At 56.9% G+C, this 15,079-nt stretch carries 12 protein-coding genes; 5 read left to right on the forward strand and 7 right to left on the reverse strand.

The window, feature by feature from the left end; translation table 11 throughout:
• The first annotated feature begins 432 nt into the window (after positions 1-432).
• A complete protein-coding gene (locus GEI7407_RS04170) occupies positions 433-1,719 on the forward strand; it encodes a hypothetical protein (protein WP_015170878.1) in 1,287 nt (428 codons plus the stop codon).
• Between the two features lie 207 nt (positions 1,720-1,926).
• Here GEI7407_RS04170 and GEI7407_RS04175 read toward each other — a convergent pair whose 3' ends face one another.
• Complete coding sequence (locus GEI7407_RS04175) at positions 1,927-3,117, reverse strand: SpoIID/LytB domain-containing protein (RefSeq protein WP_015170879.1); 1,191 nt, start codon at positions 3,115-3,117, stop codon at positions 1,927-1,929.
• Between the two features lie 339 nt (positions 3,118-3,456).
• On the opposite strand from GEI7407_RS04175, the gene GEI7407_RS04180 reads away from it, so the two are divergent.
• The gene (locus GEI7407_RS04180; RefSeq protein ID WP_015170880.1) at positions 3,457-4,416 is read left to right on the forward strand and encodes a ribonuclease Z; all 960 of its coding nucleotides are present in this window, start codon (positions 3,457-3,459) and stop codon (positions 4,414-4,416) included.
• Positions 4,417-4,423: 7 nt separating this feature from the next.
• Here GEI7407_RS04180 and GEI7407_RS04185 read toward each other — a convergent pair whose 3' ends face one another.
• The 3 genes from GEI7407_RS04185 to GEI7407_RS04195 form a co-directional block, all read right to left on the reverse strand.
• On the reverse strand, positions 4,424-5,110 hold the full coding sequence (locus tag GEI7407_RS04185; protein WP_041268266.1) for a GUN4 domain-containing protein: 687 nt from the start codon (positions 5,108-5,110) through the stop codon (positions 4,424-4,426).
• A gap of 253 nt (positions 5,111-5,363) precedes the next feature.
• The gene (locus GEI7407_RS04190; protein WP_015170882.1) at positions 5,364-5,873 is read right to left on the reverse strand and encodes an adenylyltransferase/cytidyltransferase family protein; all 510 of its coding nucleotides are present in this window, start codon (positions 5,871-5,873) and stop codon (positions 5,364-5,366) included.
• A 42-nt stretch (positions 5,874-5,915) separates the two neighbouring features.
• The gene (locus GEI7407_RS04195; RefSeq protein ID WP_015170883.1) at positions 5,916-6,584 is read right to left on the reverse strand and encodes a response regulator transcription factor; all 669 of its coding nucleotides are present in this window, start codon (positions 6,582-6,584) and stop codon (positions 5,916-5,918) included.
• Positions 6,585-6,869: 285 nt separating this feature from the next.
• Here GEI7407_RS04195 and GEI7407_RS04200 point away from each other — a divergent pair, with 285 nt between their 5' ends.
• Positions 6,870-8,300 carry an NADP-dependent isocitrate dehydrogenase gene (locus tag GEI7407_RS04200; RefSeq protein ID WP_015170884.1) on the forward strand — a complete coding sequence of 477 codons (1,431 nt, stop codon included), beginning with the start codon at positions 6,870-6,872 and terminating at the stop codon, positions 8,298-8,300.
• A gap of 129 nt (positions 8,301-8,429) precedes the next feature.
• Here GEI7407_RS04200 and GEI7407_RS04205 read toward each other — a convergent pair whose 3' ends face one another.
• From GEI7407_RS04205 to GEI7407_RS04215, 3 genes are all read right to left on the reverse strand, one after another.
• On the reverse strand, positions 8,430-9,638 hold the full coding sequence (locus GEI7407_RS04205; protein ID WP_015170885.1) for a hypothetical protein: 1,209 nt from the start codon (positions 9,636-9,638) through the stop codon (positions 8,430-8,432).
• Between the two features lie 196 nt (positions 9,639-9,834).
• Positions 9,835-10,617 carry an RNA polymerase sigma factor SigF gene (locus tag GEI7407_RS04210; protein ID WP_015170886.1) on the reverse strand — a complete coding sequence of 261 codons (783 nt, stop codon included), beginning with the start codon at positions 10,615-10,617 and terminating at the stop codon, positions 9,835-9,837.
• 665 nt (positions 10,618-11,282) lie between these two features.
• Positions 11,283-12,104 (reverse strand): photosystem II manganese-stabilizing polypeptide, encoded by an 822-nt coding sequence (locus GEI7407_RS04215; RefSeq protein WP_015170887.1) that lies wholly within the window; start codon positions 12,102-12,104, stop codon positions 11,283-11,285.
• A 737-nt stretch (positions 12,105-12,841) separates the two neighbouring features.
• Between GEI7407_RS04215 and GEI7407_RS04220 the strand changes: the two genes are divergently transcribed.
• Together GEI7407_RS04220 and GEI7407_RS04225 are read left to right on the forward strand one after the other, a co-directional pair.
• Positions 12,842-13,237: a hypothetical protein gene (locus tag GEI7407_RS04220; RefSeq protein WP_015170888.1), complete on the forward strand. Its 396-nt coding sequence runs from the start codon at positions 12,842-12,844 to the stop codon at positions 13,235-13,237.
• Between the two features lie 173 nt (positions 13,238-13,410).
• A complete protein-coding gene (locus GEI7407_RS04225; protein ID WP_015170889.1) occupies positions 13,411-14,799 on the forward strand; it encodes an ATP-binding protein in 1,389 nt (462 codons plus the stop codon).
• Positions 14,800-15,079 lie beyond the last annotated feature (280 nt).

The following is a 15,079-nucleotide window of genomic DNA, read 5'->3' on the forward strand; positions in this document are numbered from 1 at the left end:
AAAAAAGAACCCCTGCTAGGACCAGGAGAAAAAGACCGCTCAAAAATAAAAATCGCAGCAAATTTTGCTCCGAGATGAGCGGAAAGGCCAGGGAAGGAGAAAAACGCCATTTCGGGGGAGTCGGGCGACGGTGATTCATGGCAAAAGGGGGCGTCGGCGCTGAGAAGGAAAGCGTAGCGCTGAAAAGGGGCGATCGCAAATGTGTCCAAGACTCTCCCTCAGAATAAAAGCCAAAACGGAGCGATCGCATCCGTTGCCCACAAACTCTTCCCCCAAAAGCGAACCTAGCCACAAAGTGCCAGGAACTACAATGGGGTTAGCCCTTGCCGCTCGAAAATCACCGCGCTGTCGCTGTTTTAGGAAATACTTAAACGCGGCGGCTCTGTAGCAGCGCGTAGGGGTCAATCACGTAACTTCCGACGGGAGACGGACATGGTGCCAAATCCTGCCGTTATGAAAGCGGTTGAGCAACTCAATTACCGCGCTACGGTTGGGGATGTCGCAGCCCAGGCTGGCTTGGATATCAAGGTAGCTCAGCGAGAGCTATTGGCCTTGGCCAGTGATGCGGGCGGCCACCTGCAGGTGGCGGAGTCTGGAGACATCGCGTATCAATTTTCGAAGGATTTTCGCACAATCCTGCGCAACAAGTACTTTCGGCTGCAGCTCCAAGAGTGGTGGCAAAAAGTCTGGCGGGTGCTGTTCTATCTCATCCGAATTTCCTTTGGCATTGTTCTTGTTGCCTTGATAGCGCTGACGCTGCTGGCAATTATTGCGATTGTCATGAGCCTGAATCGCGATGGAGACGGCGACTCCAGCAGCGATAGCGACTCAGGTAGTGGCTTTGGGCTGCCGCGCGTTTGGATTACCCCAGATTTGTTCTGGTTCTTTGATCCAGGCTATGGCTACGAGGCGCGCCCGGAGCGCCAGCAGTCTGAGAGCGGCATGAATTTCTTTGTGGCGATTTTTTCCTTCCTCTTTGGGGACGGTAACCCCAACGCGATTCTAGAAGAGCGTCGCTGGAAGCTGATCGCTACGACCATTCGCAATCATCAGGGAGCAGTCGTAGCGGAGCAAATTGCCCCCTACCTCGATGAACTGGGAGATCGCAGCGCCCAATCGACCGAAGACTATATGCTGCCGGTGCTGCTGCGCTTTGACGGTCGCCCGGAGGTCAGTCAGGAGGGCGGCCTGATCTACCACTTCCCAGAGCTGCAAACCATGGCTGCTCAAACCCGTACCCAGTCAGTAGCGGCTTACCTCAAGGAGATGTCTTGGCGCTTTAGCTTGGCCTCGTCGGGTCAGATCATGGGAGCGATCGCCCTGGGCGGTACCCTGCTGGTACTCTCGCTGGTTTTGGGCAGCCTCATTGCTGAAGCGGCCGTTTCCTCCAGTCTTTTTGTCCTGCTGTTCCGCGTTTCTCTGGGCTACAGCGCGGCCTTTTTGACGATTCCCCTGGTGCGCTACTTCTGGGTGCAGTGGCGCAATGCCAAAGTGAACGCGCGCAACGAACAGCGGCAGGCACGGGCGATCGCCCTCAATCGCGCCACCCCTGAATTGCAGCACAAGCTCGACTATGCCCGCACCTTTGCCGCAGAAACGGTGGTTGATGCCAAGAATCTGGCCTACACGACCGAATCTGACCTCATTGAGCAAGATATCGAGCGTAAGGATCAAATCGACGCTGAGTGGCAGCGCCGCCTTGAGGCTCGAGATTCCTAGTGGCTTGAGGATGCTAGCTCAGGCTTTGGCCGCAGGCTTCTCTCAACCGCTGAAGCTCTGCTGATAGGTTTGGAGCCTCCGAAGAGACAGCGCAAAAGCGCAGAGCAAAAAATCAAAAATAGGCGCGATCGCCACTGGATCGCGCCTATTTTTTGTGAATTTCAAAGCAATTGGGACTGAATGCCCAAAAGCATCCCAAAACAAGACTTATTCAACTTTAATCGCCGACAGCAGCGTGTTTTGGTAGTAGTGGGACAAAATCGTCTGATAGTCTTTACCCTGCTTGGCTAGGTTGTAGGCGCCCCACTGACTCATGCCAATGCCGTGGCCCCAGCCGCCGCCTCGGAAGACGAACACCGACCCACTGGCGGCCTTCGTGCGATCGCTGCCGGCCGCCACTGAAAAGCGGGTGCTCTTGAGCCCTAGGGCTTGGCGCAGCGCGCTGCCGCTGAGGGTTCTTTCGCCCCCCGTACCCCGCACCCGCACCGACACCATCCGTCCTTCGGGCGTCTGCCGCACTGGCGCGATATCGAGCACCGTGCCCACGCCGGAGATCAGATTGCCCAGCTCGGCATCCGAGAAAGCCACTTCCCACTGGGCATTTTTATTTTCAGGAATATTGTCGAAATCCTGCACCGCCCGCAGATACTGGCGGGGCTCGCTCCAGACATCTTCGACATTCGCTGTGTAGCCGCCCGAAGACGAGTGGAAGACGGCTTCAATAATCTGGCCGTTGTAAGTCAGGACTTGGCCTGCTGTACCGCTGACCGCCGCAACGGTGCTAGGCGCCTCTTTGCTGACGCCCTCATACACCTGCCATGACTGGGTGTCGCCAACGTCAAAAACGGTATTACCGGCGGTTTTGCGCTGATAGAGCGCGTAGGAGCGAGCGGCTACTGCCTGGGCCTTGAGGGCTTCGAGGGGCCAGCTGGGGCTCATCTCGCTCCCGAGCACGCTGTAGAGATAGTGCTCCAGGTCCACGTAGTTAACGGCGGTGAGGCCTCCGCTGCTGGGAACTAGCAGCACTCGACCCCGATACCACTTGTCGCCGATCCAAACGAGGCCGTTTTCGCCCGAGGGCTCGATCCACAGGGCGGTGTTTTGCCAGCGATCGCCCGAACCGTCGCTCAGGACAATCCCGCCGCCCTGGAGCCTCGCTTCAAACCCATTCATCCCGGCGATTTCGCCGAGGGTCTCGCCACTCGCAGTGCGTACCGTCGCGGCGGTCGAGCTGCCTACTAGAACCTGGGATGTGTCTTCTTCGATGGCGACCCGTAGTTCGAGAGCGGCCCGAGCCGGGGCCATGGTGGCGAGCCACAGCAGCACTGAAAGCCAGGCGTGCTTGCCAACGAGCTTGGCTGTATTGAGGGGGAGGGAAGACAACCAACCAAATCTCATGCTTTCAACGCTCCTCAAAAATGGAAGGGAGTGATTTTTTATCAGGATGGGCGATCGCACAGCAGCCCCAAATTGGGTGAGCTTGGAGCCGCTTATTAAGGATGTTTGGGGGGCGTCAAAGGTTCCAGGAAATCCCCAACCTTTGGGCGTTCCATCATCCCCTTACTACGCTATCTGGGGTCCCTGCGTCCGCACAAAATCTGACCGAGGGACCACTTTCTTAACTGGAATACTATACCAGCAGATGTTGTTTGCAATCGGCATGGCCATCCTTTGGCGAAGGCATCTGTGCCACCATAGGGAGAGCTTTTGTTCACTGTTGCTTCCTTGTTTTCAGCCGTGCAAATCACCTTTCTTGGTACGAGTTCTGGGATCCCTACCCGCGCCCGCAACGTCTCTAGCGTGGCTCTCCGCCTGCCCCAGCGGGCGGAAATGTGGCTGTTTGACTGCGGCGAAGGAACTCAGCACCAAATTTTGCGCAGCGATCTCAAGGTCAGCCAGCTGACGCGCATTTTTGTCACCCACATGCACGGCGATCATGTCTTCGGGCTGATGGGGCTGCTGGCAAGCTGCGGCTTGGCGGGCAACACAGCGCGGGTAGACCTCTACGGGCCGCCCCGCCTCGAGGAGTATTTGCGGGCCTGCGAGCGCTATTCCCACACCCATCTGTCCTACCCGGTGCAGGTGCACATGGTCGAACCCGGTCTGGTCTATGAAGATGATGAATTTCGGGTGTTCTGCACGCTGCTGAAGCACCGAGTACCAGCCTTTGGGTATCGGGTGGAGGAGAAGGACCGGCCGGGACGCTTTGATGCGGAGCGGGCTGCGGCGCTGGGAATTCCGTTTGGGCCGATCTACGGCCAGCTGAAGCGGGGTGAGGTGGTGACGCTGCCCGATGGACGCCAGGTGCGGGGGCACGATTTGTGCGGGCCAGATCAGCCAGGTCGCAAACTGGCATACTGCACGGATACGGTGTTTTGCGAGGAGGCGATCGCCCTAGCCCAGGATGTCGATGTGCTGATCCATGAAGCCACCTTCTCCCACCGAGATGCGGAGATGGCTTTTCAGCGGCTGCATTCCACCTCGACCATGGCGGCCCAGGTGGCCCTAGCCGCCCAGGTACAGCAGCTGATCATGACCCACTTCAGCCCCCGCTATGCGCCCGGAAATGCCATTCAGCTCGAGGACTTGCTGGCGGAGGCGCGGGCGATTTTTCCCCAGACTCTCATGGCTCACGACTTTTTGACCTACGAGATTCCGCGCCGCGAGCCGTCGACTTTGACACCAGCGCGCGGCTGAGCCAGCACTAGGAATTCCAGGCGGGGTGGTTCATGAGCGCTTCCATCATCCGAACGCCGCGCAGCTGATTGGTCAGGGGCAGATGGCCGCGAGGGGCGCTCAAATCCCAGGTAAAGCCGCCGGGATAGCGGGTCCAGGTCCGGCCGTCCTTCCAGCCGATTTTGGGCCACAGGCGATCCCAGCTGCGGCTGACGCCAAACCAGAGCTCCCGCTGGACGGAGAAGCCGAATTTACCTTCGGAGTAGACTTGCCACAGGCGATCGACGGTTTGCAGGTCGGCGATGGGAAAAGAGTTGACTTCGCTGAAGTAGACCCACTTGCGCCGCATGGCAATGGGGCCGGCGAGTTCACAAAACTTCTGGAGGGTGACGACGTCCGCTTCTTGGAAGTTTTGGGCAGCCAGCAGGTTCTCAAGGGGAAGATAGTCAATCTGCTGGTCTGAGGCACGGGGCATGACGCCGTTGGGAAATTCTTTCTCGAGGCTGTCGAGGGCGATCGCCGACCCGGAGGCGACCAAAAGCTGGTGCGCTTTCCCGACGGCCGGCGTGACGGGGTTGTCGCGCTGCGATCGCAGAAAGTCTAGCAAAACCATGAGGCCCGCCTCCCCAAAATTTGCTAGGTCCTGGATCACCGGTAGCCAATTTTTTTCAGGCTCAGATTGCAGCTTTTCTCGAAGAACGGTGACCTGATCCATAGTGTTGGTGACAGAATTTGATCCGCAATGGGTGGAGGGGCTACTCATAGTCGGTGGAAATTCATCCATAAATTCAACACTATCAAGAGTTATGCACCTGTGACCGTCTTCTTGGGGGGAGTTGTTTGGATCATCCGGCGATCGCGATCGCCTCAGGCCCCTTGCTCTAGACCGCGGCCCCGGCTCGGACGCTGGTGAGCCCAAGGGTCTGGGATCATCGCTCGGTGGGGTCGAGGGCGCTGATGAAGAGCGGCTAGAGCACAGGTGGATGAGCGATCGCCCCGGCCAAGATCTGCTGGACGATCGCGCTGGTTGAACTGGGAACTTCGACCTGAATCAGCTCGATGTGGCCGCCGTAGGCCTGCACTGCCGGCGCTTCGGGCAGCTGAGAAATCTCGTAGTCTCCGCCCTTGATGTAGATTTCGGGCCGTAGGGCCTCGATCAGGCGCGTCGCGGTAGTCTCCTCAAAGAGAACGACGCCGTCCACTGCCCGCAGCGCCGCTAAGACCTCGGCCCGCTGAATTTCTGGAATGATCGGCCGCTGCGGAAAGCCGGGACGGGCGGGCTTGATTGCTTGCACCGAGCGATCGCTGTTGAGACCCACCACCAGCGCCCGACCCCGACGTCGGGCAGCTTGGAGATAGCGCACATGGCCAGCGTGGATCAAGTCAAAGCAGCCGTTGGTAAACACCAGAGGACGCCATCGCTGGGGATCGGCCTGGATTTGGGCAACCAGCGTTTCGAGCGTGTACAGACCAGACATCCCAGACATCACTAGATTCAAAGATTCAACCCTAAACCTGCCCTAATCCTCCGCCATCTCCTCGCTGGGAGGGCGATAGCCCCGCTCGTAGGCGTAGCGAATGAGCTGCGAGCGATTTTCGAGCTGAAGCTTGCTCAAAATGTTGCTCAGGTGGGTTTGGACCGTACGGGGGCTGACAAAAAGGCGATCGCCGATTTGCTTGTTGGTATAGCCCTGAATCACTTCCCAAAAAACCTTTTCCTCGGCGGGCGTCAGCGGCAGCGGCTGAGGAGGGTGCTCCTCGGCGCCATTGGGGCTGCGGTCAGACTGCTGGATGAGCCGGACAATTTCTGCGTGGGTGCGGCGCGATCGCTCCAATTGCGCCTCGATCTTGGCCACCAGCTCTCTCGGCTCAAAGGGCTTGAGCAGATAGTCATCGGCGCCAATGTGATGACCCTGCACCCGGTCATCTAGCTCTCCCTTACTCGAGAGAAAAATAAACGGCACCAATTGTCCGGCCCGGGTGGCCCGCAGACGGCTACAAAACTCAAAGCCATCCATCTCCGGCATCATCACGTCAGACACCACCACATCGGGCGGATTGTCTTCAAACACGCGCAATCCATCTAGCCCTGAAGCAGCAACTTGAACTGCAAAACCTCTATTTTCCAAATAACGACTTAAAGCCGCCCTGAGAGCTGCATCATCGTCGACAATTAAAATTCGCTTCATTCGAAATCTCGCGCAGACGTCAAAGACGGTGACTATCTCTTTGGCAGTTAGCAGGCAGTCTGGCCTGGCCTAACTCCATTCTGCGGCAAGTCTGTTGCAATTCAACTGATCGTCAAACAACCGCAAAATCAAACTTTCAGGCTCTAGGGGTCAGGCAACTGCCAAGCTCAGAGTAAAACTTGTTGCGACTGATTCTGCTGAGCGGTATTCCAAAGCGAAACACGAAGGAATCCCGCAGTGTAAGATCTACCCGGTCTATATGAGCGCTGAAAGCTAGGAGCCGCGATGGGCAGCTACGAAAAGATCACCCCTCCCGAGACAGGCTTGCCGATCAAGTTTGAGAACGGTGAGCCCATTGTGCCTGACAACCCAATTATTCCCTTTATTCGGGGAGATGGAACGGGGGTTGACCTGTGGCCAGCCTCCCAAAAAGTGTTTGATGCTGCGGTACAGGCCGCCTATGGCGATCGCCGGAAAATCACCTGGTTCAAAATCTACGCAGGCGACGAAGCCTGCGAGAAGTACGGCACCTACCAGTACTTGCCCCAAGATACCCTCCAGGCGATCCAGGAATACGGGGTAGCGATCAAGGGACCCCTGACAACGCCTGTGGGGGGCGGTATTCGCTCTCTCAACGTTGCGCTCCGGCAAATTCATGACCTGTATGCCTGCGTGCGCCCCTGCCGCTACTACCCTGGCACGCCGTCGCCCCATCGCAACCCCGAAAAGCTGGATGTCATCATTTATCGCGAGAACACCGAGGATATCTACCTGGGCGTGGAGTGGCGCCAAGGCAGCGAAATCGGCGACAAGCTGATCGCCTTGCTCAACGACGAGCTAATCCCGGCGACACCCGAGCACAAGGGTAAGCAAATTCGCCTGGATTCGGGAATTGGGATCAAGCCCGTGAGCAAGACCGGTACCCAGCGCTTGGTCCGCCGAGCCATCAAGCACGCGCTGCGACTGCCCAAGGAAAAGCAGATGGTGACCCTGGTCCACAAGGGCAACATCATGAAGTACACCGAGGGGGCCTTCCGAGACTGGGGCTATGAGCTCGCGACGACGGAGTTTCGCGCCGAGTGTGTGACCGAGCGAGAGTCGTGGATCCTGGGCAATAAGGAAAAAAATCCTGACCTGTCGGTGGAAGATAATGCAAGGCTGCTGGAGCCTGGGTACGACAGCCTTACGGCGGAGAAGCAAGGGGCGATCGCGGCCGAAGTGAAAGCGGTCCTAGACGCGATCTGGGAAACCCATGGCAACGGCCAGTGGAAAGAGAAGGTGATGGTCAATGACCGGATTGCCGACAGCATTTTCCAGCAGATTCAGACCCGTCCGGATGAGTACTCCATCTTGGCAACGCTGAACCTCAACGGCGACTATCTGTCGGATGCCGCTGCGGCGATCGTGGGCGGTCTGGGCATGGGCCCTGGCGCCAACATTGGGGACACCAGCGCCATCTTCGAGGCGACCCACGGCACGGCTCCCAAGCACGCAGGTCTCGATCGCGTGAACCCCGGCTCTGTGATTTTGTCCGGCGTGATGATGCTGGAGTTTATGGGCTGGCAGGAAGCGGCAGACCTGATCAAGAAGGGTCTGGGCGCGGCGATTTCCAATGGAGAGGTGACCTATGACCTGGCTCGTCTGATGACGCCGCCGGTCGAACCCCTCAAGTGCTCAGAGTTCGCAGATGCGATTATTCGCCACTTCGACGACTAGAGCTCACGTCTAGGGGGCCTGCAAAGCCCCATGTGGGAGGCGATCGCCTCCCACATGGAGTTGTCTAGATCAACCGTCCCGTGTGGGGCGCTCTGGCCTCGCTACAGCGCCTCACCCTGTATGAACCTGCTAGGGATCAGAAAACGTACCGATTCTGCCACCCCCCAGCGTTCGCCCCGGGACCGAGGATCGGGTGGTGAAAGCGCTGTTGTTGGTCTGTGGCAGGGTCGTTGTACCGGGAGCGCTACTAAAGCTGGATGTCCCAAAGCTGCCGTTGGAGCCGCTGTAGCTAGGCTGAACCGGCGTAGAGCTGTAGCTGGGTGAGCCCGTTGACGGCACGCTGCTGTATCCGCCTGGACTGCCCATGGGGCTGCCAGCGGGCTGAATCAGCTGAGTATAGGCATTGTTGACCGTTGGAGCGCTGGTACTAGCGCTCGGTGCGGTGCCGTAGGGTGAGTAGCCACTGGGGCTGCTGCCTGTGGAGTACGACCCGCTGCTCAATGGTAACGAAGAGCTGCTGATGCCCGATCCGCCCGGTGCAACGTAGGGCTGGCCGTAGGACGTGCTGCCGTAGAGTGCGCTAGTGCTGGGAATTTTGGGGCGGCTTATCTGGCCAAGAGACTCGGTAGCCGCCGGGCGATCGCCCGACTCCTCCGCGACCGGTGCCTCTGCCGCTGGGAAGCCAGCAGCGCGATCGAGAGCCTGCTGGAGCTGGTTGACGGGGGCTGTTTCTGTCTCGGCGCTGCTCGTGCCCAAAGCATTGCTGCTGTAGGTCCCAAAGCTGCGGCTGCGGGAACGATTGGCCGACCCCAATAGAGATGTCAGACCGTAGGGCGACTCAGAAGCCGACCCAGCGGGCTGGGATAAATCTGCAAAAATAGATGCTTCAGTTGGTCGGTTTGCTGCGCGAGAGAGCTGCGATCGCTGCTTGTCTTGAGAAGCTGAAGAATCCGGCCGCTCCGGCTCAGCGATCGCCTGGGACGCCGCCATCTGCAAAAGATCAACTTCCCCGGCGGGCGACACCTCTGTCTTGGCCTTCCCGCCCTCCGATGGATTGGGCCGGAGCTCTCCGAGCAGCACGTCCAAATTATCGATATCAGCGCCGATGGCATTATTCTCAGCGTCGCCGACCGCCTCTTGGGCCGCGCGGCTATTCATCAAATCTGAGTTTTCTGCCCCGTAGTTGGCCAGTTCTCCAGGACGCTGCCAGTAGTCCCAGGCAAACAGCAGCGCAATCACCAGCGTGATCGCAGGTCCCCAAAAAATTGGCTGAGCCAGGGGCCGCAGCCGGGCCAACAAATAGCGGGCAGTAGCGGGCGATCGACGCTTTGAAGACATAGGAGTTCTAGGAATCGCAAACTGATGTGCCAGTGTCGCTGGATTAGCAGCCTTTCTACTAGCGCGCCTGCTACTAGAATATCAACTACTTTCGGGGGACACAGATGAAACGACGCACTCTGCAACATTTGCGAGCCAGCCTCTGAAAGTCAGCGATCGCCGCTTATTCTCTTGGCTTGTGCTCTACCCAGCACCCTCAGGACGCCTCATTGCCAGCAGCCATCATCTGCTTGAGAGCCTGTAGGCCTCGCTTGACTCGGCGCGATACCGTCACAGCACTAATGCCCAAGCGCTCCGCCGCTTCCTTCTGCGTCAAATCATAGAGAAATACAAACTCAAGCACATCGCGAGTGCGCTTCTCAAGCTGCACCAGCGCCTGCTGTAGCCGCAGCTGATCTTCCTGGGCTAGCTGGAAGCTGCGATAGTGACTATCCGGCAGCATTTCCCCCAGACTGGCTGTGCCCTCGTCATCATCGGACACCGGTGCATCTAGGCTCAGCGGAGATCGGTTTTGGCAAGCTAGCTTGATTTGCTGCCACTCATCCAGCGTGATCTCCAGCGCTTCGGCTGTTTCTAAGTCGGTCGGCAGCCGGTTTAGCTTCACCTGCAGATCGCGAATCACCCAAACCGCTTGGCGCTGAATCGTCAACCACTGTCTCGGAATCCGAACCGGTGACCCCTTATCGCGCAGATAGTGCTGAATTTCGCCGCGAATGTAGGGAATCGCAAACGAACTAAAGGCATGCCCCTTCGTTATGTCAAAACGCTCGATCGCCCGAATGAGCCCCATCGAGCCCACCTGAAGCAAATCCTCATAATTCTCAGTGCACTGGTTGATCCAGTGATGAGCTTCCTTCCGGACCAAGCCTAGGTTGAGCTGAACAAGTTCATTGCGGAGAGCAGGCGAAGGCGAGTCGCGATACTGCTTCAAAAGCTGAAGTGTCTTCTGCTTCAGGTCATGCGAGAGAGTTGTAGTCATGACGAATTCAGGGGGTAGAGCACGTGGGTTTAGTAGACGATGTCAGCCCCAGAAAATAATAAGACAGTGCAATATCTGCCAGTGTCCTGGGCTCATCATACCCGGCACCGTAGCTCAAGCGCCGGTCAAATCCAAAAAGAATGCTGAAGCTTGTAGATGCACCTTGCGTGGCTAGCACCCGTTGCTTGACTGCTGAGAGTCTGGGACCTCTGGGGTCACGGCTAGCCAAGTCAGCTTGAATTATCATTTCAAACTACGAGTTTTCGGAAGACGAAGCAACGCTAATTGTACGGAAGTACAGCCAGCCCGACCCTAGCCTACCAAAGGCGATCGCTGGAATTAAAGCCAGAAACAGCTCAGATCTCAAGAAATTTAGCAGAGGTCAAAAAATTTCACCATAAATTTACTAATTAGCGTGGCCTCAAAGATTACTTCCTAGAGTATTGGTTGTACGGTACTGCCAGCAGTCGAGCAGCCAAAGGACAGCCGCAATAACTATTTCCCAAAGAACGCACAAAAAGAGGGAGAAGACTAGTTGTCTCTCCCCCGTTTTAAGCTTCCAGATCAATTCCCAGATCAGAAACTTTTAAGTTATTTGTGATCCGAACATTGCAAACCGTGAAAGCTCTGAACAATGAGCTAAAGGGTTGAAGTCAACGTTTGGTTTACGACGCTTCGACGCGAGCGTAGAAGAGGCCGCGGATTTTGACATCGACAGGATCTTTTGCTTCCATGTCGGTATCAGAGGGCTGAATGCTCACGAAAGTACCCGCAACTTCGCCGGTGACCGGATCGACCTTGGCAACTTGCAGTGAGATGTTGCCTTCGCGCACGCGGAAGTTCTTGGTGTTCTCGCGGCTCAGTTCGCCACTGTCAGCTTGAGCGGGCAGGGCGACTGCGTTGTCGTAGCCGCTAGCAAGGCCCCGGCCTTTGGGATCGAGGAAGTTGGCGGTGCGGTAGCCAGGCACTTTGAAGCTGCCTTCAAAGTCGGTGGAGGTGTTGATGCTGTCGATACCCGGCTGGGTCTGAGCAACAAGACCTTTGATGGTGAATAGGAAAGGTACTTGCTCGCCACCGGGCAGCAGAACGGTGGTGGGCTGGAAGTCTAGGCCGTCTTCTTCATTGAAGGTGAGGCTACCATCGCTACCGATGCTGAGGCTGCCTTCCACCTGGTCAATGGTCGTCGTGTAGCGAGTCAGGGGTTTGCCAGGGACAAACGCAGACTCGCGCCGCTTGCTGCTCTCTTCCTTGACCAGATATTCGGTGGGCTGGAGGCAAAGGTCTCTCAGCCGATAGGACTTGCTGGAGTCGATGGAAATAGCGCCCCGGCTGGTTTCTTGGAGCTGAGGACAGTTGTTTGCTAGGCCAGTTCCGACGATCTGGTCGTAGGTCAGCAGATCGCTGCCAGCGGATGGTCCTTCGCTACAAGCGGTTAGAACGCTGAGGCATACAGCCACAAGCGCGGTGATCAGAGCACGGTATCTCATAGTTAACCTCAATACCAAATATCAAAGTCCCTGCCAGTGCAAGTAAAGGGGTGCTTCTTCAAAGCTGATCCAAGCGGGTAAGTAATGAGTTCTAAACCAAATTAGGAAAAGATGAACACATTACGTAACAATTTGTAATGTGTTTTTTCAAGACATTACCGATCGCTGGGGAGACGTTTTTGAGTTGATGCCAATTTTTAAAAAATGCCTCTATGATGCCGAAATGGTTCAACCCAAGTCCCACCAAAGCATTGTACACGGTCTTGTAACCTTTCGAGGTGCCGTTAAATTGCTAGAGGTTTTTTAAAAGAATTAATTTCTGGCTGCTGCTTTTCCCTCGTTAGATTAACGATTGATACATTTTGAAACACCTGAGTCTTGTAGATTGAGTTGACTTGGCTAGTAGCCCCGGCCCTGCTGCAAGGGTACGGAGGGGCAAGCTGCGGTTGACTGGGGCTCAAATCACGGGCGGGGGTTAGCGACGAATTGCCAAGGGTGCAAAAATTAGCTTGGTAATGTCCATCGGCACCCCAGGTTTTTGGGAGCGTGAATCTGGTATGCGGAGCCTTGCGATAGGCGCTGAAGCGTATCTTCTGATGTGAAGCTCAAAGAACGAGGCTCCCGCAAAAACGAGTTTCTTTTGAGAAGCCTGGGCTGCGATCTTGGATTGAGTGTCGGAAGGTTTTCAGCCTAGGGCAGGTGTTGAGGGCTTAATCCTGAAGGACCAAAGGGGCGATATGGAGGATCATCGATTGGAGCAGGTTCGGTGGCAGGAAACTTTGCAGGCGGAGTTGGAAGAAGTGCGGGCGATCGCCCATCAGCAGGAGGGGGATAGCCTCAATCTGCTGTTTGTGCTTCGGGAGCTGGAGCGTCTCCACAAGGAGATCTGTGATACGTGGTTTCAGGACTCGCTGCCCCAAAACCGCCAGGCGCTCTATGCGCTGCTGCGAGATATTGAGGCGGAGGGCGGTTGGCCTTATATTCACCGGATGCGGCTGCGATCGCTGCTGGTGCGGATGGCGCCGGAAGACCTAGAGGCTCTGCACATCCAGTTTGGGGAACAGGCCGACCTGCAAAACGGGACGCGGCGATCGCCCTCGAGGCTATCCGCGCCTGAGGAAGACCGGTCCTAGCAGAGAGTAGAGAGCAGAAAAATTTGCGTTAAAGCGGATTTAATATGCGGTTATGTTTCTGACGTTGTGAAGCGCAGGGACTCCCAGCTAGGATGCAGTGGCGAATTCTATGTTAAACAGCTCTTGTCGGCTGTTTACTGCCGCGATTTCGACGGCTGCACGAGCTTTTCCCCATGTCAATACTGCCCTGTCTTGATGCCTCGGTTGCTTCGCCAGTTCGCGAGATGGGCGATGCAGCGGTGAGTTTGGAATCAACGCTCTATCAGTTGGCGCTGCACGATTGCCAAGTGGATTTGCAGGCGCCAGCCCAGTCAGTGGCGGATGCTTTGGATCACAATCCTCTGCTGCCCGGGATTGTTGTTCGGCGGGAAGCGGAGTTTGTAGGGGTGATCTCTCGTCGCCGCTTTCGGGAGCTGACAAGTCGTCGCTACGGCCTGGAAATTTTCCTGACGCGATCGGTGGAGGTGCTGTACCAGTTTGCCTCGACGGAGGTGCTGGTGCTGCCGGCGACGGCGCTGGTGGTGAGTGCGGCTCAGATGGCGCTGCAGCGATCGCCCAGCTTGCTCTACGAGCCCATCGTGGTGGAAGTCGCCCCCCAAGATTACCGGCTGCTGGATACCCATCATTTGCTGGTTGCCCACTCCCAGATCCATGTGCTGGCGATGCAGCAGCTGCAAGAGCAGACCCAGGCGCAGATGATCCAAACGGAGAAGATGGCGAGCTTGGGCCAGATGGTGGCGGGAGTCGCCCACGAAATTCTCAACCCGGTGAACTTTATCTGCGGCAACATCAAGCACTTGGCGAACTACAGCCAGGACCTGATGGACTTGGTGGAGCTGTATGAAGCGAAGGCTGGCCAGCCAGAGGCGATCGCCACCTTCAAAGAAGACATCGAATTTGAGTTTTTGGCCCAGGACCTGCCGCGCTTGCTGAGCAGCGTGAGCTTGGGCGCCGAGCGCCTGCGCAAAATTGTGAACAGCCTGCGCAACTTCTCCCACATGGATGAATCGCAGCTGCGGCCCACCGATTTGCACGAGTGCATCGAAAGCACCCTGCTCATTCTCAGCAGCCGCCTAAAAAAAGAAGGCGAAATCGAGGTCATCCGGCAGTACGACGATCTGCCGCTCGTCCCCTGCTACTCTGGGCAGCTCAGCCAGGTGTTTATGAACTTGCTGAGCAACGCGATCGACGCCCTCAGTGAAAAGCACGCCCTGATACCTACCAACGGCGCAAGAACAGGCTGGCGGCCCCACCTCCAGATCACCACCCGGCTCCAGTCCCGACTAAGCGGCCCCCATGACCCTCATCCCAAAATGTGGGTAGCCGTGAGCATTGCTGATAACGGCTCGGGCATTCCTGAAGAGATTCAGACGCGAATTTTCGATACCTTTTTCACCACCAAGGCAGTCGGTAAAGGAACGGGGCTCGGTCTGGCCATCAGCCACCAAATCGTGACGCAAAAGCATCGGGGCCACCTAAACTTTTGGTCGCGGTCGACCCAAGACGGAGCCTTGATCGATCAGACAGGCACGACCTTTGAAATTTTGCTGCCTCTGGCCTAGCTGCGCTGCTCACCTAGCCATCGCTCACGCTCTCTATGAGTATGAGAGAATCAGACCAATGGTTTGAGTGAATCGCTGCCCTGGTAACGCCACCCCAACGCCTGAGGGCTGGAGGTTGTATTCCCAGTTCCAGACGTTTTGCCTCGCCTGCGGTGAGTGGACGCTGAAAGATGCCTGTGAAATCAGTCTGGCGGAGGCTCGCGCCCCAAACGCTTGGGTCTCATCAAAAGGTTGAAAAGCAGGAAACCTTCGGGGTAATCCACGGAATTTTTCTGCATCT

The organism is Geitlerinema sp. PCC 7407 (genome assembly GCF_000317045.1).
Classification (GTDB): domain Bacteria; phylum Cyanobacteriota; class Cyanobacteriia; order PCC-7407; family PCC-7407; genus PCC-7407.